Annotated in this window: 17 protein-coding genes and 4 pseudogenes; 9 read left to right on the top strand and 12 right to left on the bottom strand. The window is 55.5% G+C overall.

Going from position 1 to position 21,552, the window contains the following annotated elements:
- Nucleotides 1-125: 125 nt before the first annotated feature.
- Nucleotides 126-908 (top strand): annotated as a pseudogene (locus ABRP31_RS13420) (MCP four helix bundle domain-containing protein); the annotation flags it as partial.
- Nucleotides 903-1,766 (top strand): methyl-accepting chemotaxis protein, encoded by an 864-nt coding sequence (locus ABRP31_RS13425; protein WP_372489436.1) that lies wholly within the window; start codon nucleotides 903-905, stop codon nucleotides 1,764-1,766. The pseudogene ABRP31_RS13420 and the gene ABRP31_RS13425, both read left to right, overlap by 6 nt.
- A gap of 113 nt (nucleotides 1,767-1,879) precedes the next feature.
- Here the strand turns inward: ABRP31_RS13425 and ABRP31_RS13430 are convergent, their stop codons facing one another.
- Both ABRP31_RS13430 and ABRP31_RS13435 read right to left on the bottom strand, forming a co-directional pair.
- Nucleotides 1,880-2,506 carry a pyridoxamine 5'-phosphate oxidase family protein gene (locus ABRP31_RS13430; protein ID WP_349969895.1) on the bottom strand — a complete coding sequence of 209 codons (627 nt, stop codon included), beginning with the start codon at nucleotides 2,504-2,506 and terminating at the stop codon, nucleotides 1,880-1,882.
- 136 nt (nucleotides 2,507-2,642) lie between these two features.
- A complete protein-coding gene (locus tag ABRP31_RS13435) occupies nucleotides 2,643-3,542 on the bottom strand; it encodes a LysR family transcriptional regulator (RefSeq protein ID WP_349970165.1) in 900 nt (299 codons plus the stop codon).
- 179 nt (nucleotides 3,543-3,721) lie between these two features.
- Here ABRP31_RS13435 and ABRP31_RS13440 point away from each other — a divergent pair, with 179 nt between their 5' ends.
- A complete protein-coding gene (locus ABRP31_RS13440) occupies nucleotides 3,722-4,732 on the top strand; it encodes an NAD(P)-dependent alcohol dehydrogenase (RefSeq protein WP_349969897.1) in 1,011 nt (336 codons plus the stop codon).
- Nucleotides 4,733-4,909: 177 nt separating this feature from the next.
- On the top strand, nucleotides 4,910-5,704 hold the full coding sequence (locus ABRP31_RS13445; RefSeq protein ID WP_349969899.1) for an SDR family oxidoreductase: 795 nt from the start codon (nucleotides 4,910-4,912) through the stop codon (nucleotides 5,702-5,704).
- 171 nt (nucleotides 5,705-5,875) lie between these two features.
- Here the strand turns inward: ABRP31_RS13445 and ABRP31_RS13450 are convergent, their stop codons facing one another.
- The 3 genes from ABRP31_RS13450 to ABRP31_RS13460 form a co-directional block, all read right to left on the bottom strand.
- Entirely contained in the window at nucleotides 5,876-7,213 is a 1,338-nt protein-coding gene (locus ABRP31_RS13450) for a GDSL-type esterase/lipase family protein (RefSeq protein ID WP_349969901.1), read from the bottom strand.
- 70 nt (nucleotides 7,214-7,283) lie between these two features.
- Nucleotides 7,284-7,739, bottom strand: a complete 456-nt coding sequence (locus ABRP31_RS13455) for a thiol-disulfide oxidoreductase DCC family protein (protein ID WP_349969903.1) — start codon at nucleotides 7,737-7,739, stop codon at nucleotides 7,284-7,286.
- Nucleotides 7,736-8,866, bottom strand: coding sequence for a metallophosphoesterase (locus tag ABRP31_RS13460; protein WP_349969905.1), 1,131 nt, complete (start codon nucleotides 8,864-8,866; stop codon nucleotides 7,736-7,738). The genes ABRP31_RS13455 and ABRP31_RS13460 overlap by 4 nt, the downstream gene beginning before the upstream one ends.
- A gap of 714 nt (nucleotides 8,867-9,580) precedes the next feature.
- Between ABRP31_RS13460 and ABRP31_RS13465 the strand changes: the two are divergent.
- The 5 genes and pseudogenes from ABRP31_RS13465 to ABRP31_RS13485 form a co-directional block, all read left to right on the top strand.
- A pseudogene (locus tag ABRP31_RS13465) lies at nucleotides 9,581-9,865 on the top strand (HAMP domain-containing protein); the annotation flags it as partial.
- Nucleotides 9,866-9,997: 132 nt separating this feature from the next.
- Nucleotides 9,998-10,723, top strand: a complete 726-nt coding sequence (locus ABRP31_RS13470) for a methyl-accepting chemotaxis protein (RefSeq protein WP_372489437.1) — start codon at nucleotides 9,998-10,000, stop codon at nucleotides 10,721-10,723.
- A 103-nt stretch (nucleotides 10,724-10,826) separates the two neighbouring features.
- Nucleotides 10,827-11,516: a dTMP kinase gene (locus ABRP31_RS13475; protein WP_349969907.1), complete on the top strand. Its 690-nt coding sequence runs from the start codon at nucleotides 10,827-10,829 to the stop codon at nucleotides 11,514-11,516.
- A 159-nt stretch (nucleotides 11,517-11,675) separates the two neighbouring features.
- Nucleotides 11,676-12,443: pseudogene (locus tag ABRP31_RS13480) on the top strand (PAS domain-containing protein); the annotation flags it as partial.
- Nucleotides 12,444-12,554: 111 nt separating this feature from the next.
- Nucleotides 12,555-13,031, top strand: a pseudogene (locus tag ABRP31_RS13485) (methyl-accepting chemotaxis protein); the annotation flags it as partial.
- A gap of 92 nt (nucleotides 13,032-13,123) precedes the next feature.
- Here the strand turns inward: ABRP31_RS13485 and ABRP31_RS13490 are convergent.
- From ABRP31_RS13490 to ABRP31_RS13520, 7 genes are all read right to left on the bottom strand, one after another.
- Nucleotides 13,124-14,185: an SDR family oxidoreductase gene (locus tag ABRP31_RS13490; protein ID WP_349969910.1), complete on the bottom strand. Its 1,062-nt coding sequence runs from the start codon at nucleotides 14,183-14,185 to the stop codon at nucleotides 13,124-13,126.
- Nucleotides 14,186-14,669: 484 nt separating this feature from the next.
- The gene (locus ABRP31_RS13495; RefSeq protein ID WP_349969912.1) at nucleotides 14,670-15,491 is read right to left on the bottom strand and encodes an ABC transporter permease; all 822 of its coding nucleotides are present in this window, start codon (nucleotides 15,489-15,491) and stop codon (nucleotides 14,670-14,672) included.
- Nucleotides 15,488-16,348, bottom strand: a complete 861-nt coding sequence (locus ABRP31_RS13500; protein ID WP_349969913.1) for an ABC transporter permease — start codon at nucleotides 16,346-16,348, stop codon at nucleotides 15,488-15,490. Before ABRP31_RS13500 ends, ABRP31_RS13495 begins: the two co-directional genes overlap by 4 nt.
- A 768-nt stretch (nucleotides 16,349-17,116) precedes the next feature.
- Complete coding sequence (locus ABRP31_RS13505) at nucleotides 17,117-18,733, bottom strand: hybrid sensor histidine kinase/response regulator (RefSeq protein ID WP_349970166.1); 1,617 nt, start codon at nucleotides 18,731-18,733, stop codon at nucleotides 17,117-17,119.
- A 226-nt stretch (nucleotides 18,734-18,959) separates the two neighbouring features.
- Complete coding sequence (locus tag ABRP31_RS13510; protein WP_087264435.1) at nucleotides 18,960-19,583, bottom strand: response regulator transcription factor; 624 nt, start codon at nucleotides 19,581-19,583, stop codon at nucleotides 18,960-18,962.
- 268 nt (nucleotides 19,584-19,851) lie between these two features.
- Entirely contained in the window at nucleotides 19,852-20,235 is a 384-nt protein-coding gene (locus ABRP31_RS13515; protein ID WP_349969915.1) for a DUF4189 domain-containing protein, read from the bottom strand.
- 194 nt (nucleotides 20,236-20,429) lie between these two features.
- On the bottom strand, nucleotides 20,430-21,551 hold the full coding sequence (locus ABRP31_RS13520) for a hypothetical protein (RefSeq protein ID WP_349969916.1): 1,122 nt from the start codon (nucleotides 21,549-21,551) through the stop codon (nucleotides 20,430-20,432).
- Between the last annotated feature and the right edge of the window lies 1 nt (nucleotide 21,552).

The following is a 21,552-nucleotide window of genomic DNA, read 5'->3' on the forward strand; positions in this document are numbered from 1 at the left end:
AAACGTTGGTTGCGCGGTGATGCAACCGCCATCAAGTTTGCCCACGCCCAGTCGATAACGCTGCAAGAGAGGGCGTTGGTGCATTTAGCTCTCGACTCTAACAATTACAGACCTGAGTGCTCACCATGTCCCAGTTTCTCAATCTGAAGCTCAAATCCAAGTTGCTGTTCGCTTTTGGTTTATGTGCCTTGATCACGGTCGGTGTTGCAGGGCTGGGATACAGCGGGATCTCATCTATCTATAGCCAGTTGCAGAGCACGGTCAGCAACAATCTGGTATCGATCCAGAAAACCGACTCGGTCAAGGCCAACGTGATCGCCACCCACCGGGACATGTTCAGGGCCATCAACCTGGGGTTACGCAAAGCCACGCCTGAGGAGATAAACGCTGCGGCTTTGTCGTTCAGGGACAACCAGGCCGAGGCTGAGCAGCAATTCAAAATCTATCGTGCCACTCCGCTGGAAGCTGATGAGCGCGCGGCCGGTGACGAGTTCGAGCGAGACTGGCCAGCGTATGTCGCCGCCGCAGAAAACGTTTTCGCGCTGCTGAAAAGCGGCGATGTCGATCAGGCCGCCAAGTTTGCCGATACCAGCGCAACCCCTGCGTATCGCAAGACGATTGGCGAAGTCAAAATCATGATCGAGTCCAATGCTCGCCAGGCGCTCGACGTGGCTACCTCAGGGCAAGCGACTAACCAACAAGTGACGTGGGCGCTGATCATCGGCGCGCTTGTCGCAGCCGCTGCGGCCGTTGCTCTTGGGCTGGTCGTTACGCGCATGATTACTCGACCGCTCTATCAATCGGTGGAAAGCGCAACTCGCATCGCTCAGGGCGACCTCACCAAAGAGATCACAACAGGCAGTGAAGATGAAACCGGGCAACTGCTGAAAGCGCTGTCGAACATGCAGAAAGATCTCAAGGGCACCGTTCAGCAAATTGCCGATGCTTCTGATCAATTAGCCTCGGCCGCCGAGGAGTTGACCGCAGTGACTGAAGACAGCACCCGTGGCCTTGTTCGTCAGAATGACGAGATTCAGCAAGCGGCAACGGCTGTAAATCAGATGACCGCAGCGGTGGAAGAGGTGGCTCGCAACGCAGCCAGCACTTCTCAGGTGTCGAGCCAGACCGCAGAAGACGCGATCAAAGGCCAGAACCAGGTGCAGCAGGCTGTGACGGCAATGAACACCATGGCGGTGGACATCAACGATTCCACGCAGCGTGTCGAAACGCTGGCCGGTCAGATTCGTGACATTACCAAGGTGCTGGACGTGATTCGCGGTATCGCTGAGCAGACCAATCTATTGGCCCTCAACGCCGCCATCGAAGCCGCGCGCGCCGGTGAACAGGGGCGTGGTTTTGCTGTTGTAGCCGATGAAGTCCGGGCGTTGGCTCACCGTACCCAGGCCTCGACTGGCGAAATTGAAGCAATGATCAAGGTAGTGCGTGCGGGCGCGGACGAGGCCGTGCAATCGATGGGCAAAAGCCAGTCGATGGCGCAAAGCACCCAATCGCTCGCCACAGAAGCAGGCCTTGCCCTGGAGCGAATCAGCGCCGGCGTCAGTCAGATTAACGAGCGCAACCTGGTTATCGCCAGCGCAGCCGAAGAGCAGGCGCAGGTCGCCCGTGAAGTTGATCGCAATCTGGTGAACATTCAGGACCTGTCGACCCAGACTTCCGCAGGTGCAAACCAGACCAACGCTTCGAGTCAGGAGTTGTCACGGCTGGCGATTTCGTTCAATACGCTGGTGGGTAAATTCAAGCTCTGATGGGTTCCACCCACCTCTATATTCATTAGAGACGTAGCGGCTCAGCCAGTGAGCCGCCTGCATCCAGAGCCCAAACGGGTTCTGGACGCGCTACTGGTGGTCAGAAAAGACGATCAATACAAGGTATCAGCGATGCGCCCTGGCAAGGCGCGGTCGTAGGCATCGCCATCGATTTCGGCAGCGGAGATTTCCTTAAGGATTTTTCCAGCGGTAGGCAGCGTATTCCGCTCCACCTGGCGCGCCATATCCCAAAGCCCCGCTCTGATAACCGCTCGGCTGCACTGGAAGTAAACGCTGGTGACAGTGATTCGCAAAACAGATTTTGGCAGTTGACCGTTCACTGCGAAACGCGCCAGTAACTCGGGCCTGACTGATATCTGCGCTGTCCCGTTAATGCGTAATGTTTCGCCCACCCCAGGCACCAGAAACAGCAACGCAACACGGGGATCAGCCACTATGTTGCGCAGGGTGTCGAGCCGGTTGTTACCACGCCGGTCAGGTAAATAAAGCGTCTTGCTGTCTTCGATATGGACAAATCCTGCTTGATCGCCACGTGGCGACGCGTCAAGCCCGCCGGGACCTGACGAGGCAAGAATCGCAAATGGAGCCGACTCGATAAAAGGTCGATAGACGGGATGGATATGATCCACCTCTTTGATGATGGAGGGGCGTGCGACGGCGCCATACAGGTTTTCCAGCGCTTCAGCTGTCGTCACGTACTCATTCGTGTTCAGTTCCATAGCGGTCTCTTTTTATCGTCTTGCTTTAGTTGTCAGCCCGGCACAGGCGCCAGAGTAGCCACATTGAGTGCGGGCTGTCCCCATGACGCAAATGCGATTGGTCCGGTAGTAAGCGGTTAGCTGTACAGCATCTTAATCAGTCAGCCTCAAACCACGTGGGATGCAATGCCGGAAAGTGCTCGCGAAGCCAGCCTGCAAACGCGTGTACCTGCGGCGCCAAATGAGTTCTGCTGGGGTAAAGCACCGACACTTTGCGACGTGCAGGACGAAAGGCTGGCAGCACTTCAACCAACTCTCCGCTGGTCAGGAAGGCATCTACGGTAATACCGGGTGCCTGAATAATCCCGAAGCCTGCAAGTCCGCACTGTACGTATGCATTGGACTCATTGACTGTAATAACCCCGCGGCTCGGATAAGGCCGGTCCTCACCGTCCTCCAGAAAATGCCAGGCAAGAGGCCTGTTGCTCTGGCCGGACAAGAAATTCACTCCTTTGTGATTCACCAGATCACTTAGCGCCAGAGGTTCGCCCCAATCTTTCAGGTATTGCGGGGCGGCACACGTGACCATTGCCACCGTGCCTATCTGGCGGGCGACCATGCTTGAGTCGGGCAACTCGCCAATGCGCAGCACACAATCGATACCCTCAGCCACGAGGTCAACGGTTCGATCCGTGACCCCAACCACCAGGTCTATATCTGGAAAAGCGTGGGTGAACGCCCTCAAACTCTCAATGAATGTGCGCTGCGAAAACGCGGTGGGGATATCAACACGCAGACGTCCCTTGAGCGTCTCGCCGCTGCGTCCAAACATAGATGTGGTATCGGAGATATCAGCCAGAATGCCTTTTACGCGCTCGTAAAACCGTTCACCTTCTGCCGTGAGCTTGACCTTGCGCGTGGTGCGGTGAAACAACCGCACGCCGAGAGATGCCTCAAGTTCCTGAATAGAACGGGTGATGTAGGGGCGTCCCGTCTGGGTGACTTCTGCCACTCGAGTGAAACTGCCGAGCTCCGCCAGCCGGGCAAATACCTGCATTGACTGTAAAAGCTCCATTCAACTCTCCACTCGTATTCAAAGACTATTGTTGCCCAACAGGATAACAATCTAGTCCATACCTGAACATTTATCCCTCGCTCCGAAGCGTTAACAATGCTCCCCATCACGCAGGCAGTCGAACCCGACAGTCTGTCTCGCACCTGGTCTGGAGCAAAAGCATGAAAGCGTGGCTGTTGAAAGATTTTGGACTCGATAACCTGCAGCAAGGCGAGGTGCAAACGCCTACGCCGAAAGTCGGGGAGCTGCTGGTAAAGATCGGAGCGGTGTCGCTCAACTTCCGTGACAAGGCAATCGTTGACGGTATCTATGAGCCGCACATGGTGCCCAAACCATTGATTCCTGTCAGCGATGCGGCCGGTACTGTCGTGGCAGTGGGAGAGGGCGTAAGTCGCTTTGCAGTCGGTGATCGCGTCAACTCCCACCTGTACTCTCGCTGGATCGACGGAATGCCAGCCCACGATGAACCTGACTATTGCTTCGGGTCACCGTTGCCAGGCGGCCTGGCTGAATTCATGATCATTCATGAAGACAGTGCTGTCCGTGCGCCCGACGACATGAGCGACGAAGAGGCTTCGACCCTGCCAATTGCAGCGCTGACTGCGTGGTACTCATTGGTTGATTACGGCCAGATCGAAGCGGGTCAGACTGTGCTGGTACAAGGTACGGGCGGTGTATCGATCTTCGCCGCTCAAATCGCTATGGCCCTGGGTGCGAAGGTCATTATCACGTCGAGCCGTGATGAAAACCTCGACGCTGTCATCAAACTCGGCGCGATAGCGGGCATCAACTATCGCAAGACACCGGATTGGGCTGGCGAAGTACTGAAACTCACTGACGGAAAAGGCGTTGACCTGCTATTGGAAGTGGCTGGCGGCGATGGTGTGAACGACTCCGTGCAGGCAACCAAAGTGGGTGGTCGTATTGCCCAGATTGGTTTCCTGACGGGGCAGGCCACTGCGCTGAACCTGATGCCCCTGATATTCCGGCAAACGACTATTCGCGGTATTGCCGTAGCTCCGCGCTCTTCGTTCGACCGTATGAACGAGTTTCTTGATACGCACCACATTCGTCCCGTGATAGACCATGTCTACAACTTCGAGCAAGCGCGTGAAGCCTACGAGCATCTGGCGCGAGGGCCGTTTGGCAAAGTAGTTATCAAGGTCAGCTAATAAATGTGCAGGTACCGTTCGCTTGTGTGTTTCAACAGGCGAACGGGTGCAGCCAACAGTATTGAGATCGACTTTTTTCCAGCGTTCTGAACGCTCTACAGTCGTCGATTGCTTCTATACAAGCTGTGGAAGCTCCAATAGGGTGGGTTAAGCCCACCCAATCATGATGGAGTGAAGATGAACATTCAGTTGAATACCAAGCGTGCGCTGGTCACCGCTTCGACCGGCGGGATAGGTTTTGCGATCGCCAAAGGACTTGCCGAGACTGGCGCAGAGGTGGTGATCAATGGCCGCAGTGAAGGCTCTGTAAAGAACGCAGTGGCCAAGTTATCCAGCGAAGTTCCGGGTGCGAAAATCACTGGCGTTGCCGCAGACCTGAGCTCTTCAAATGGTGTTAAAACGCTGGTGCAAGGCGCTGGGCATATCGACATCCTGGTGAACAATGCCGGGATCTATGGCCCTCAGGATTTCTTTGAAACTGACGACGAGGTCTGGGACAGCTACTGGCAGACCAACGTTATGTCCGGTGTGCGTCTGAGCCGTGCATTGCTGCCTGCAATGGTTGAGAAAAGCTGGGGCAGGGTGGTGTTCGTGTCTTCTGAGTCTGCACGCAATATCCCGGCGGACATGATTCACTACGGCGTTTCCAAAACTGCCCAGCTGGCACTGGCTCGCGGCCTGGCCAAGCGCGTCGCCGGTAGCGGCGTGACGGTCAACAGCGTCCTGCCGGGACCGACGTTGTCCGACGGCGTTGCAGGCATGTTGCATAGCGAAGTGGAACGTACGGGCAAATCCCTTGATGAAGTCGCCAAGGCGTTCATCGCGCAGCATCGTCCCAGCTCGATTATCCAGCGTGCCGCTACCGTCGAAGAAGTCGCGAACATGATTGTGTATGTGTGCTCGACTCAGGCGTCAGCCACCACGGGCGCGGCGCTCAGGGTTGATGGCGGCGTGGTCGATGACATCGTTTAATGCGAACCGGCACTGTCGACAGGTGATGTAGGCTGAGAAGCCTTGCCGCTCCGCCAACAAGACTTCGCGTCCCGGTTGCTTCTACAGGGAGTGCCGTTCAATTCAGTGATTCATGTTTTGATCGGAGGGCGATGGTTTGTCTCGCAGCTAAGCACTCAACCATCGCCATACTCATTTCGATTCAGGCTTGAACAGGCGTGAGATATCTATCTTCTCGGCCATTGCCTGATAGCCCGCTCTGTTGGGATGCAATTTGTCGCCGGGGCCGCCCACGGTGCTATCGGCCACAAATTCACGGCGCATACCGCCTGTTGCCGGGTCGATCGTCGCGGCCGCAAAGTCGACGACATCGTCAAAAAGACCGGATGTACGTATGAACGCATTCAGTTCTTCGCGTTTTGTATTCTGCTCGGCATGACCATGTGCAGCGCTGGTGCTGCCCAGAGCGGTGGTCACCGTTGCGCCGATGACTCTGACCTCTGGCCGCTGTGATCTTATTTTGCCCAGAACCTCCGTCATTGCAGTTTTAACACTGTCAACCGAGGCATTGCCGTTTTTGCTGAGGTCATTGATACCTTCGAGCCAGATCACGGTCGTCACCCCGGATACGCCGATGACATCTCGTTCCACGCGCATTCTCGCCGAAGGGCCGCCAGCGAAAGGCGCTTGTGGCGAGTAGCTGGCAGGACCAGCGATTTGATTGCCACCGATACCCGCGTTCACTACAGATACCCGGTCGCCATAAACAGCATGTAGCTTCCTGGCCAGTACATCTGGCCAGCGATCATCACCGTTCAAGGTTGTACCGGTGCCGTCTGTGATGGAGTCCCCGAAGGCCACAACAACTTTGGTGTCTTTCGGCGCCATCATGTCGACCGCGTCCAGAAAGTACGTCGAAGTGGTACTGAACGGGAAGGCATTTTCCTCCTCGGACTGGCCCACAGATCCCGCGCCAGGGCGGCTCACATAAGAGGTGTTAAGTGCTTTGGCGTGCCACGTCATCGGCCCGCTCTGGCCTTTGACATGAAAACTGACGGCCAGCCTGCGACCTTGAAGGAGTGACAAGTCCTTACCTTGGGCAAACGGCAGTGTGACAGGATCGCTCCACACCGAAGTACCGGCTGGAATTTCAATGCTTGGCTTGCCTGCAAAAGAGACAGCCTGGTTAGTGCCTTTCATGACTGCCGAGCTACCTTGCTGCAGGCCTACATAGACACCGTCAAATGTAATGGGCCGGGTACCCAATTCGTTGGACAGGCGAATCCGTGTTTGCCCCGCCCAGATGTCCGGCCGCACCACCAGGCGAAAGGTTTGATCTTGCGCCCCTTGATCCGGCGCCGGGAACGCGAGACTCAGGTCCGGCTGCGCCGAGGGGTTGCCAACAGGGTAGGGCCCCTGAATGGCACCTACCCACGCCGCAGCCCATTTATTGTCGGGTTGAGCTTGAGCCAATGCCGCAAAAAGTGTGGTGATCAGGGCGACCGATAAACAAGCCAGTTTCATTTTCATGAATGATCCTTCTCTCTTTTGTTTTTATCAGTAAACCATCAATAACCGCGCAGCAGGCGGTTTCAGTCTTTTAAGGCCGAGAGGGCGCTGCTTTCAAAAAGCGGCGGTCATGGTCTGCGGTCGGTAGCCGAATAGCGTCATACCGGCCAAACAGCCGATAGCGATTCAAGGCGATTTTGTCGTACATCCAGTCCCGCAGGGCTTTCGGAACAACCTGTGCAAAGACTAGCCATCGCCACGGGGCGCCGAGGCGGCCGAGAATCTCAAACATTGCCTCAGAACGTATGTACACCTTGTTGTTAGAGACAAGAACGATGGTATTGAATTTGTCCTGAGGCAAACCGGCCCAGCGCAACAATGCCTGACCTTCCGGTGACTGCACTGCAGCAAGCTGGATGCGATGTGCCCGATCATGCTGGATAACAAACCTTGCCCAACCGTTACACAGCTTGCAGGTGCCGTCGAAGAGCACGACAGTGTCCTCCGGATTAACGTACGGGGCAGGAGGCTTCACTTCCCTGATCATTGGGTCTGCTGCGCCGCTTTTCGAAGCGTGATGCGTGTCAGCTCTGACGGTATACCCAATCGCAGGGCAAATCCCGGCCAGAGTGCTGTGCCGTTGTTAACGTAAAGTTGCATGCCATCAACGTCATAAAAACCGGAGACGAAGCCCTCATTCGCCAAGGCAATCACGCGTTCAAGCCCCAGAATCATCCCGCCGTGAGTGTGACCGGATAACTGAACAGCGACACCTTGGCTTGCGGAAAACTCTGCATTGCGGGGTTGGTGGTCGAGCAGAATGATCGGTGTGTCTCTTGGCGAGCCTTTCAGCGCCTGCTTCACGTCTGGCGCGGGAAAGCCTGTTTTCGGAGCCGTCACATCCGTGACGCCCGCCAATACAATCTGTGCTCCGTCACGCTTGATCAACGTGTGACTGTTGGCAAGAGGGATCATGCCGAGCGAGACGAAGTGCTGCATCCAGGCTTCATTGTCGAAGAAGTACTCATGGTTGCCAGGAATGACATAAACGCCGTCGGGAGCACGAAGGTCGCGCAAGGCATCGATGTCTAGCGCCCGGTCATGGATAGAACCGTCGATTAAATCGCCCGTGACGACGATCAGGTCGACACCCAGATTATTGGAGTCCTTCACCACCGCTCGGGTCCACGGCTCATCAAACAGGCGGCTGATATGCAGATCGGTCAGTTGCAGGATTTTGTAGCCTTCAAACTGCGGTGGCAGGTCTTTGATCGCGATCTCTATATCCTTGACTGGCGGGACGCGCACCGCTTGGTGGACACCCAGTGCGGCCAGCAATAGCGCCGCGATGCCAAGCCCATAACGCAGGCCGGCCGGAATGGAGAGCCGTTGCCGGCGAATCAGCATCCTCAGCAGCGTGACAATGTCGACGATGATCTGCCCCACAGCGATCAGCAGAATCGCGCCAAATGCCCAATTGAAAAGCATCACTACCATTCGTGGAAATTCCGGGGAAAAAACGCTTCCGGAAGAAAATCGAGAGTACAGGTGATACTGCGAGGCAAACATCAGCAGCAGCGCTGCGATAATTTTGGCCTTCAGCTTCCATGGCATTGGCAGGATGAAACGTGTGATGACGTACAGGCATGGCAGGCTGAACATAACGTGAAACATTAAACGCGTTCCCTTACGATCGATTGAGTTGCGTGTCGCAACTGTACAGGCCCACCAAGCTCAACCCATTCAGCTACAAAGTTTGTCACACAAAAAGCCGCCAGGTCAGAAAACCCCATTGGGAGTCGGCAAAATCGGAGAAAAATTCAGGACGCTCCCGAAATTAGCCTTAAATAACGGTCAGCAAGCGCCGATAAGACTTGCACAACAGCAATTTGTCCATTGATCGCAAGGGGCTTAAAGATGTCAATAAAACTACGTCTGTTGCTGTTGATCGGGACCAGTGTGCTCACTGTTCTGATTATCAGTCTGGTCAATTATCTGGGTAACGCGCGCACGGAGGCCGCGATGATCGGCAGTGAAGTCAGCATGACTGCACTGAGCAATCATCTGGAAGCCGACATGATGCACGATGCGCTGCGTGCTGACGTACTGTTGGCGATGCTGGTCGGGCTGGGGAAAAGCGATACTCGTCGAGAAGACGTCGTAGATGGCCTTAAAGAGCATGCTGCGCATTTTCGCAAAGTGCTTGGCGATAACCTGATGCTGCCCCTCGACGAAACCCTCAAGTTGGCGCTGGACAAGATCAAGCCTAGTCTGGATGCCTATATTGCTGCGGGGGAGCGGATTGTTGGCGTGGCGATCAACAGCCCGGAACAGGCACAGCAGGAGTTGGCCACGTTCAGCAGCGCTTTCACCCAACTGGAAGATCAGATGTCCAGCGTAAGCGAGCTGATCGAGAATAACTCCCGGGCCAGTGGCGAGGCCACACGCGATGCGATCCACACTGCCAATATCACCCTTGCTGTTGTGCTGGGGATCAGCCTGATACTGCTGATCGCCCAAGGCATCTGGGTGACCCGAAGCATCATGACTCCTTTGCAAGTTGCCAGACGAATTGCCGACAGCATTGCCCATGGCAACCTGAGCGAAGCTATCGCTGAACCAGGCAACCGGGATGAAGCCAGCATGTTGATCCGCAGTCTCGCCGTGATGCAGCGTGACTTGCGCGGCATGATCGAGGTGGTACGCAACAATGCCCAGGGCGTGAGTCATATCAGCCAGCAATTGAGCAGTGGCTGTCACGAAGTCGCCGGAAGCAGCCAGCAGCAAAGTTCCGCGGCAGGCACGATGTCGGCAGCGACCAGCGAAATGACCGCAAGCATCGAAGAAATTACTCGCCATGCCGAGCATGCACTGGCGATGGCCAATCAGGCTGAAGCGCTGGCCAAGAATGGCGGACGTGTGATTCATCAGGTCGTGAGCGACATGGATGGCATTGCGCGCTCCTCGCAAGAGTCGGCAAAGGTAATCCGCACGCTGGATAAAGAGTCCGAAGGGATTTTCACCATCATTCAGGTGATCAAGGGCATCGCCGACCAGACCAACCTGTTGGCGCTCAACGCCGCCATTGAAGCGGCCCGTGCCGGTGAGCAGGGCCGAGGTTTTGCGGTGGTTGCCGATGAAGTGCGCAGCCTCGCCGGACGTACCAGCGCATCCACGCAGGAAATTGCCAGTATGGTTGCACGCATCCAGCAAAGCACTCGCGAAGCAGTGACCAGCATGGAGGCGGGCGTTGCTCAGGTCGACAAAGGCATGGCCGTCACCGCCGAGGTTGAGCAGGCCATTAGCGAGATTCTTGAAGCGACGCTAAGCACCACTCAACTGGTCAACGACATCACCCGGACCATTGGCGAACAAAGTCTGGCCAGCAACGAAATCGCCCATCAGGTGGAGATGATCGCCAGCATGTCGGCAGGCAATAGCCGCGTGATTGGTGAGACAGCCAGTACCACTGATCAACTGTCAGCGCTTGCAGGTCAGCTTTCTCAATCAGTGGATCGTTTCCGCCTTTAAGGTAGTGATGCTCATGAAGCCCCGTACAAACGGGGCTTTAGCCTGGTTTGCCTTTAGCTGCGGCTGAGTGGAGCGGGGCAGTGGTCATCGGGCCTCAGTCGCGATGATTACCCGAACAAGGTTAAAGTGTTCACACTATCAATCGTTGTGTGAAAGAAGGAATCGTCCGCTGTTTGTTTCTCTGGATGGCCCCAAAGGAGCCGGTAAAACCACACTGTTGGAAGCCGTGACGAAAGTACTGAGGGCAGACAACAAAAAGGTGATCCGGATTTGCGAGAAAAAAAGCGATCCCTTCAGGCGTGAAACCATGACGCTCGTTAACAGGCTCGTCAGAAATCCCAGCCGGGATCTGGAGCTGGAGGTTTGTGAGCGCCTTGCCGATAGCCGTACCTGGATATCCCGGTACGTGCTGGCTAAACAGCCACCAGACAGCATCATCCTGATCGATCGGTGGTACCCGTCCGATGCCGCGTTTCGCCGGCAAATCCCGTTTGCAGACATTCTGCAGTTGAACATTGATCGAAACGTGCGAGTGCCGGACCTGCATGTAGGGGTTGTCACCGCTCCGGATATTTCCTGGGCGAGGGCAGCATCAAGACGGCGCGGGCTGAGCAGTACTGTGATCCACACGCTGGAAGAACAGGTCACTTGCACCAAGGCGTTCGAACAAGCAGTTTCAGACAACGGCTGGTTCTTGTGCCGTAATGAAGGAACCATCGAAGACGCAACGATGCAGGTGGTTGCTGAGATATGCAGGGTTCTGCGGTCAGGCCCCGCTGGCTCAAAGGAATGAAGTCACGCTGGTCACCCGAAGCGGCGTAGGCTTCTCTGCTCCCCAGCAATCCGTTTATTGACGTCAAAACATAATTATGTGGGCGCAATTCAGTTGCCGGATTGTCCGCCGATACCTGATAAAGATGTATCCGTTTGCGGTAGCACTGAGGGTCGGTCCATGTTCAATAAATCGCTTAAAGATGAACTGACGGCCAGGACGGCCGAAGTCGTGGGTTATAAGGGATTGATTGAAGCACTGGGCCGCTCCATGGCGGTCGTCGAGTTTAGCCTGGACGGTAAAGTACTTCGGGCCAACGACAACTTTCTCACCGCAATGGGCTATCGCGCCGAGCAATTACTCGGCAAATCGCATCGGGACTTTTGCACACCTGCGTTGACTCGCAGCGCCGATTACGGCCAGTTCTGGGCGCAACTGCGGGCCGGCAAGTTCGTCTCGGGCACATTCCAGCGAATCAATGCGTCGGGGCAGAATGTCTGGCTTGAAGCCAGTTACAACCCGGTGATCGACGAGCGTGGCCAAGTGCTGAGGATCGTCAAATATGCGCTGGACGTGACTGCAAAAGTCACCCAGGAAGCGCTGACGCAGGGCAAACTGGCCGCACTGGATCGCGCAATGGCGGTTATTGAGTTCGACCTCGCCGGCAACATTGTCTCGGCCAACGATAATTTTCTGCACACCATGGGCTACACCCTGAACGACCTCAAGGGTAAGCACCACCGCCTGTTTTGCGAGCCAAGTCTGGTCAATAGCAGCGAATACAGCGACTTCTGGCGTCGATTGAACGCAGGTGAGTTTTTTGGTGGTCAGTTCAAACGTATCGGAAAGAACGGACGGATAGTCTGGCTGGAAGCGACCTATAACCCGGTCTATGACGCTGACGGTAAATTGGTCAAGGTCATCAAATTCGCCAGTGATATTACCGAACGCATCGAGCGCTTCGAAGAGGACTCACGCGGTGCTTCCCGGGCGTACCATATTTCTGCGGAGACCGAAAAAGTCGCCGAGCAGGGTGCCCAAGTCATTCAGGAAACCGCTCTGGAGATGCGCCAGATTGCCGATAACATTGGCGCGTCCGCTCGGCTTGTCGGTCAACTGGGTGAACGTTCCGAACAGATCACAGCCATCGTCAATACTATTCGCGGGATCGCTGACCAGACCAACCTGCTGGCCCTTAACGCCGCTATCGAAGCGGCACGAGCGGGCGATCAGGGCCGAGGCTTTGCGGTAGTGGCCGACGAAGTACGGCAACTGGCGGGACGTACCAGCCGCTCGACTGCGGAAATCGCCGAAATGATCGGCAAGATCCTTTCTGAAACCCGTGATGCAGTCGCCAGCATGAACGCCACTCAGGAAGGAGCAAAACGCGGCGTTAGCCTGGCGGATCAGGCTGGCTCAGTGATCCTGCAGATTCGCAGCGGAACCAGCGACGCCGTAGAGGCGGTGAGTATGTTCGCCTCCAAGCTCGACGAGTCAGAAGTGATTCCCAAAACCGCCGTCAGTTGGGTCGGGTAGCCTGTAGCAAAGCAACTGCATCGAGTCGTAGCGGATTGCTGCCTACCGGCAATCCGCTTGCGTGGCCGTGATGAGTAAGCATTTGAAATGATCTAAGGTATCAAGCGCATCTCGCGTAATTTGTCGAATACATCGAAAAATGCTTGATCACTTGCTTGGTACGCAGTGAAGCCCATTGCACGGCTTTTCGACATATCCGTTACGACTTCGATGGGTCGACCGAGGTCTGCATCGGTATGCCACGGGGATATCAGGCGACCAATATCGGATTCTTTCAGGCCGTGCTCCGCGACTATTTGCGTCCATACGGCCTGGTCGTCAGCCATTTGCTCCTCAAGGGGAGAAAGTGAAGCGGGATAGTCGGCAGCGGACAAGTCGAAGTACTCGGCGATCCGGCTCCACATCCATTTCCAGCGAAACACATCGCCATTAGTGATGTTGAATGCCTGGTTGGCTGCAGCTGGCGTGGTGGTCGCCCACAGTTGTTGTTTCGCCAACTGTCGCGCATCCGTCATATCAGTGAGGCTGTCCCACTGCACCCTTGATCCGGGAAACACAAAAGGGCGATTGGTTTTTTTGCAAATCGAGGCATAGACGGCGAGGGTGGTTGCCATGTTCATCGCGTTGCCTACGGCAACCCCGGTGACGGTGTGCGGACGATGGACGCTCCAGGTGAAGCCGTCCTTCTCAGCAGCGGCGAAGAGTTCGTCTTCTTGGGCATAATAGAAATTTTCCACATCCAGCCGACCCTGTTCCTCGCGGAACGGTGTTTGCGGGAGGCTACCTTTACCATACGCTTCGAATGGGCCGAGGTAGTGTTTCAGCCCGGTAACCAGTGCTACGTGCTCAACACTCCCGGCCGGGCGAATGGCGGCGAGTACGTTGCGTACCATGGCGGCATTAACGCGAATGTTCTCGGCTTCCGTGGCTTGCCGTGACCATGTGGTAATGAACACGTGAGTAGGTTTCAAATCCGCCAGCGCATGCCCCAGCGAAGCAGGGTCCTGAAGGTCTGCCGCGACAGGGATGACGCCTTGCGCTTGCGAGGGGTGCCTCGACAACGCGGCGACCTGCCAGTTGTTGTCGATCAGTAACTGCGTGATGGCGCTGCCAACGATGCCGCTGGCGCCCACAACCAAAGCTGTCTGGGTCATATGATTCTCCTGGATTTAGGTTTGGGAGTCCTCTAAGCAACAGAGGTTCAACCTAAACGGGATTCGTATTAGCCGGTACAGGTGACACGTAAATACCGCGAATGGAACTGACGGGATATCAAAAGTGGAGGTATGAACGTCTGATCTCACGCTGACAGGAGGCCTGTAGTATGGAGATTCGGCACATGGAATGGCTGCCGTTGATCGTCGGGTATGACAAGTCGCCGTTGCCGTCGACCGTGCTGATGTAATACATAATGCTGTCCGGGCGCGGCGGTTTTAACGTTAGCGCCGCTCCCGTGGCAGGATCCCTCGCGATAGGCGCAGGCCCGGCGGGTGCGGCGCTGTCGTTATGTGCCAATGCCGCCGGCCCTGCCGCAAGCGCTGCCAGAGCGAGAATCAGTGAAATGGTTTTGGTGAATATTGGATGTCCTTGGCTTAAGAACGCGTACTGGTTTCAAAAGCATGTCTTTTCAAAAGAAGGTCATGGCCTGCGTCTGCTGCCAATCATCAACAGTGAAAATACAGTCAGGAAGATCACGACTATTGGCAGTGCGAAGCTCAAAGGTGCGGCGGAGTAATACGGCATCAGCTGCGTGATCATGAGTCCAGGCTCAGCGGTCGGAGGATTCACTCCTGCGCCCAGATAGGCCAGTGTTGCTAAAACCAGGATGGCTGAGGCAGCACCAAGCGCGGAGGTGGTCAGGAGTCTTGATGAAAGTTCAGGCCATACATGTCGGCGAATCACGTAGAGTGGACCGCGCCCCTGCAGGCGGCTGTCTGAAACATCAGGCGAAGCCAGCACTGTGCGTGTAAGCGCGCGTGTCATGCGGAAGTATTCAGTCCATAACACCAGTACGACAGCACCGTATATCGCCAGAAGATTTCCCGGCGATATCGCGACAATCAGTAACACCAACAGTAATCCGGGCAGGACGAGAAACACCTCGGATAACAGGCTGAAACATTTATCAATAACACCACCTGTCCAGCCGGCAAGCATGCCCAGCAGTATTCCGGGTATTGCAGCGGTGATGACACTAAATGCCGCAAACCCGAGTGAAAGGCCTACAGCGGCGGCCAACCGCGCAAGCATGTCGCGCCCCAGTTCGTCTGTGCCCAGAGGATGTCCATGGGTGGGACCTGACAGAAGCGCTGCGCGGTCCTGTTCCCCACTGTCCACGCCCCAGATCAAGGGCACCAGCACGGCAAACAGTATCAGCGATGCGAGAATGGCGAATCCGATGATGCGGGGCAGGGCATGCATCGCTGGAGAGTGGCTCTGAATAGTGGCTTCGTGGTTCATGAGTTTCTCCGGCGAGAATCGATGGAGTGGTTTGCCAGGTCAACAATCGTTTTGAGGAGCACGAACATCAGCCCGATAGCCAATGCGGTGCCCTGCATCATTCGTGAGTCGCGATCGACAATTGCGCGCACCAGTTCCAGGCCGATGCCAGGCCAGGCAAAAACCGTCTCGACGACAATGATGCCCTCCATCAGATACACGAGTTGGGCGCTGAGCCCGGTCATCAAGGGGCCCCTTATGTCGCTCCAGCCGTGCTGCCTGAATACTGAGAAGGCGCTGAGTCCTTCAAGTCGTCCGGACGCGTAATGGGGCGCTGAAGTAACGGCTAATGTGGCATCTCGCACGACGCTTGAAGACACCGCTGCCAAACCTAAAGCGAGGGTGACAGTTGGAAGGATCGAGTGAGCGAATGTGGTGTGCCCGTGAGGTGGAAGTACAGCCAGCGCTACTGCGAAGATCAATATAAGAATGGCGCCAAGGACAAATTGCGGAATTGCGCGTATCGCTGTGGACATGATCAGCAGTACGCGATCCACCCATCCATCCGCACGCAAGCCCGCAATGATCCCTAGCGGTATCCCGATCAACAAGGAAAGTATCAATGCGCCGACGGCCAGGGGGATTGAACGACCCAAGCCATGGATAACCGTATCCAGGACGGGTTTACCCGAGACCAACGAATTGCCGAGCTCAAAGGTCAGCAGTTCACCTATCCGGCCGAAATAAAGCAACATGACTGACTGATCAGGCGGCAAACTTGCATTGCTCTGAGCAATTATCGACAAAAAAGTCAGTGCCGCGACCAGTAATACGACCATCAAGGCCTGCAGAAGACGAAGGCTCAACAACCTGATCATGCTGCGCACTCCTGGACGAGATCAGGTTGATGATTGCCAGCGGCATACACCTCACTGACGTAATGAAAGATGCTGTGCGGATGCGACGGCTTTACTGTCGCGACAGGTGCCCGTTCGCGGGTGGGATCAATAAGCATTGGATATCCATGTCTTGAGAATACGGAAGTCTGCTCGGCCCAGGCTCGTGCAAACTGTGCTTATGGCAATCACAGTGCTGCGGTGTCCCGCAGTTAAAGGGAACGTTGCCATGCTCTTTCACTTGGAAGTTCTCTGAATGCATAAAGTAATTCAATGGCCGATATTTGAAATAGTACACCTGTACTATGTTTGCCTTTTGCGGGAAGTGTTAGGTTCATCCCATTAGTCGGTGGCAGTCATCGCCGTTACAAGTTTGCAACGTCTTAGGAATCTTGATTGACAACAGGTGTGAAGTTCACAGTAAACACTACTGGAAGGGGGCGTTCTTTCTTGGGCGGGAAACTGAAAGTCTCGGCGACTGCTTTTGAATGTGTCAGCAGCGTGCATGACGCTGCCCCGCATGGCCGCAGGCGCGGCGGCTCAGAACAAGTCAGACAATAACTCCTCGCAACGGAATGCCGCCGAACTTGAAGTCATGTTGAACGGTGTGATGAATTCAGCGTATGGCGCTGGTAATTATGACGTCTCACGAAAGTGCTGATCGGTTTTACCCGTGGGCTCCATGAGTCATACCCATACCCGCCACTGCGCGTTACCGAGCGGATATTTGCGGCGTCACACCGCGATGCATTAACTCAATGCAGGCGTCGCGAAACCCACGTCTTGTATCTGGTTCATTTTGAAGCTCAGCAGTAAAGAGCGAAGTTCAGCGGGACGCACCGGCTTGGACAGTATCGGGATATCCGGATCATTGAGTGACTGCTGGACATGCTGTAACTCATGACCGGTAATCACGATGGCGGGTATCCGGCGGCCGTGCAGTTCGCGCAGATAGGCGATGCTGTCGGCGCCGGTCGCGGTGCGATCGAGATCGAAGTCGGTGACGACAAGGTCGCAATCCACACGGGTTTGAGGGATTGCTGAGGCTGTCTGCACATCGCAGCCCCATTTTCGCAGCAACATCGCGGTCGCCTGCAGAACGTTGTGGTTATCTTCGATCAGCAGCACACGCAAGCCCCCGAGCAAGCGTTTGTTCCAGTCGATATCAGGCGCTGGAGCCACTACATTGGCGGACGCAATGGGCAGGCCATTGATGATAACCGCTGTGCCGCGGTCCGGGCGTGACTTGATGCTGAGCTGAAGTTTCAGTAGCCGGGCTATACGGCTGACAATGCTCAATCCCAGGCCAACGCCCTCGATGTCTTGATCGCGTTTCTCGCGAACCCGATAAAACTCATTGCACAAGTGCGGCAGGTGTTCCTCCGATATCCCGCGGCCCAGGTCATAAACGCCAATGCTCAGCTTGCCGTTACGCTGTCGGCAGCCAATAAGCACAGGTTTGTCTGGCGCATATTTGAAAGCGTTTGAAAGCAGATTTTGCACCAGAGTGCGCAATAGCGCGGCGTCACATCGTACATGTTGGCGGCACGGCCGCAGCCGGACTTCAACCCCTGCCCAGTTGGCGCCTTCACTGTTCTGACTCACCAGATTGCTCAGTAGCGCATCGACATCAATGGTTTCCAGATGTGGCTTCATATCGCCCTGATTGAGGGTGTAGATATCCAGCAACGAGCGGAAGAGTTGCTCAACGGCGCTCAAGGCCCGGTCAATATTGTCAACCAGTCGCCGCTCATCATTGCCCAATTGCCCGTCGCGCAGGCAAGCGGTGAACAAGCTGATGGAGTGAATCGGCTGACGCAGGTCATGACTGGCCTGTGCCAGGAAGCGCGATTTGGCTTCATTCGCGGCCTGGGTTTCCTCAAGCGCGATATGCAGACGCGAGAGCAGGAAATAAACGAATAACGGCAGCACCAGCATCGTCAGAATCATCATCACCGCGACGGCGGGGTGCTGCTGCAGGAAAGGTGTGAACTGGATGATCAGCGCCAGAGAGGCCAGGGCAAATCCGGTGGCCAGCAGCAGGTACGTACGCCCGTAGCGCATGCCGTAGCCTACCGTCATGCTCAACATCACCGAGTAAACAGGCAGCATCGCTTCGCCCCCGACGGTAATCGTGACAATCCCGGCCATATTGTCGACCACCAGAGCAAACATCCTCCGCGGAGTTGAAGCGCCAGGTTTTTGCGCGATGCGTATGATCAGCCCCGTGTTAACGATACCGAAGGCGAAGCAATAAGCGAGAATCACCCACATCCGCGTAGCCGTCATATCGTCCATGGCATAGGCGATGAGCGTGTATAACGCGGAGGTGGCAATCACCGCCATGCGCAATAGAGCCTGAATCATCTCCAGGTCTTTGCATTTGGTGAGTATCGATATCATTGACATCGTTGCGCCTTATCCTGGAATTAGCCGAAAGATTGCCAGGCTGGATCAAATAATGCGGTTATAACACCGGACTCTTCTGTCCTTCGTTGAAGGGGGGGCCGTATGTTTTTTAATTGCCCTTGCATAAACAAGGCGGGGTATTGGTCGTCCGAAACGTTAAGACCGACATGGCGTCAGCCCTGCGTTACTTGACGACCAGGCTGGAAAACTGAGCTGCTGCGGCTGAGCGTGTGGGAACACCCAGTACCTTGAGCAGACTGGATACATGGATGCGCACGGTAAAGGGTGAGACACCCAGTTCCTTGGCGATTTCCTTGTTGGTTTTTCCAGAGGCCACCAGACTCAGTACCTGCTTCTGGCGAGCTGTTAGGTGACTGAGAATCTTCACGTCTGCATCGTTAAGGATCGAGCCGCCGGGTTTGTATTTGACGACAATCTCACCTTCACGAATAGCAAGGATGGATTCGGCAATTTCCTGGGGATCGATGTTCTTGCCGATAAACCCGTCCGCGCCATGCGCCATGACGAGGGAGATGGTCTCCAGATCATCGACCATGGACACCACGATGATTGACGTGCGTTTGAATTCCGCGCGGAGTTCGGCGATGGCCTGCATCGAACTCAAACCGGGGAAATGCAGATCCAGAAACAACGTATCAACTTCCGCGCCGGACCGAGCCAGTGCCAGCACTTCATCGAGATTGCTGGCTTGCTCAATGATCGACCCGGGCAGCAGTCGCTCGATGGTCCGAAACATACCTTCACGAAACAGCGGGTGGTCGTCAGCCACAATAATTCTGCACGACATTCGTCTGTCTCCGTAATTCAAGGGGGCATCATACATACGAGGACATGATCTGTATCAAAAGTGATACGCAGTCAGAGTATGGTTTCGTCGCAAAGTTGCACGGGTAAGGGAACTTTTCAGACGAAAATTTGTGTGCGGTTTCCTTGGGAGGGCGACGGGGGACTCAGTTGCCTGGGAGGCTGTGGCGCGGGGAATATGCGACAAGGTCGGGCACTTAAGGTCCGAGTACAACAGTCTTGGAGCATAGAACAGCTTGCCCGGGTGCCGACTAATATTTTCTGAAAACCGGGTCGGTACACGCTGAATAGATAACGCTGCATGGCGAGCCGAGTTTCTCGCAGTTCGTCATTGCGAGATCAAGCGCGATTTCCTCGCTTTCTGCCCCCTGGAAAAAACTGTCGGTTTTCGATGAGACCACTGCGGCGCACTGATTCCTGTAGACCAGATTGACTTTGCAATCTTTCGCGGCGCCTTCGGCACACAGTCGCAGCGCAGCTTCTCTGGCTTCGCTTTCAGAAAACTTCCCGACTACGGCGCCCGACTCGCCCGTTGCATTTGAACCGGCAATAGCGCCCCAGGTTTTGATCCATTCACCTGTAGGCCGGGGAGGGGCACTCTGGTTGTACTGAGGGTCGTCCGGCAGGCATTGCATGCTGCCCGCCTGAGCGCCCATGGGGCAACGGGTTTGTGCTACGACCTGCATGCCCAACATCATGAGCGTCCAACAAGTGACAGGGGCTATTTTCATTATGAGACCGATCATTGATAGACAGGTAGCGCTAGAAGCACTGCGTTGTTTGGAAGAACGCCGTCAAAACTCACCTGACGGCGTTCGGCGTCGTATCTCTACTCGGCCTTCAAAGCGTACGTCGGGCCCCACGCCGAATCGCCCTGGACTTCACGTGCCTTGATCTGGATTGGACGATAAGTAAGCGCTTTCAGCGTTTGCGCCAGTTTAGGCATGCCCCAATCCGCAGGGTTGTCGGCTTTCCTGACCTCTTCTAGTTCCCCAAGCATTTGTACCAGGGAGACTTGTTTAAGCTCGCAACGCATCTGCTCCTGATCCGCCTGCTTGCAGCTTTTGTCCTTGAACGTTGCGGCGGGTGGTTCTGCGAAGAAGCCGTCGATCAGGATGACTTCGCCAGCGGCGATATCAAAGGCGGCAAACTCCTTGTTCAGCTCGACCTTTACCGAGCGGGCTTCAAGGGTGTTCTGCTGAATGCTGGGTACCCAGCCAGCTTCGGAGGTCTGTTGCTTGACGTCATAGGATGACTTCCCCCAACTGGTGCATTCATTGTTGACCACGCGCCTTGAGGTGCAGTAATCCTCCTGAACTGTCTCATTGCGGTAGGTTGCGTCCTGCCATTTTTTGCCATGCTCGAACTCATCGATGGTGAAGGATTTGAGCATCGCATGGCCTAGGGACGATGGGCTGATATTACGTCCACCGGGAGTTTCGAAACCACGTGTTCGTGGCAAGTTGTAGCTCACACCGCTAATTGAGTAATGGCCAGGATCGACCAGATAAATCATGTACATCGTCCGCCCGAAAACCACTTGGAAGTAAGCGTGTTTAGGGTCGTTCTCGTCGCCGCGATTTTTGGTGTCGTACCCGACCTTGAATATAGAAGAGGGACGAGAAGTATTCGTCCACTCGGTGGTGCCCGAGCGCATCCTCAGGAAATTGGCGATCGAGTCACTGTTCTGAAAGTCAGTGTGCAGGCTATCCAGGCTTGGGCTGGGTACGACAACGATCGCTTTGCCTGCACTTTTGAACTGCGCAAGCATTTCATCTGTTGCGTTATTTTGGGCAAATCGGGAGGCAGGCTGTGCTGGAACTGCCTGAGTATTGCCGTACGGCGAGTAAGCAGCGTAGGGCGACGATGTCGCCGGTACGCAGCCGCTCAGCGCTACGCCACATACACTGGCGCTAAAAAGCAGGAGGGCGTGAGTCGATAGCGTACTCATT

This window comes from Pseudomonas caspiana (genome assembly GCF_040224095.2).
GTDB lineage: Bacteria > Pseudomonadota > Gammaproteobacteria > Pseudomonadales > Pseudomonadaceae > Aquipseudomonas > Aquipseudomonas caspiana.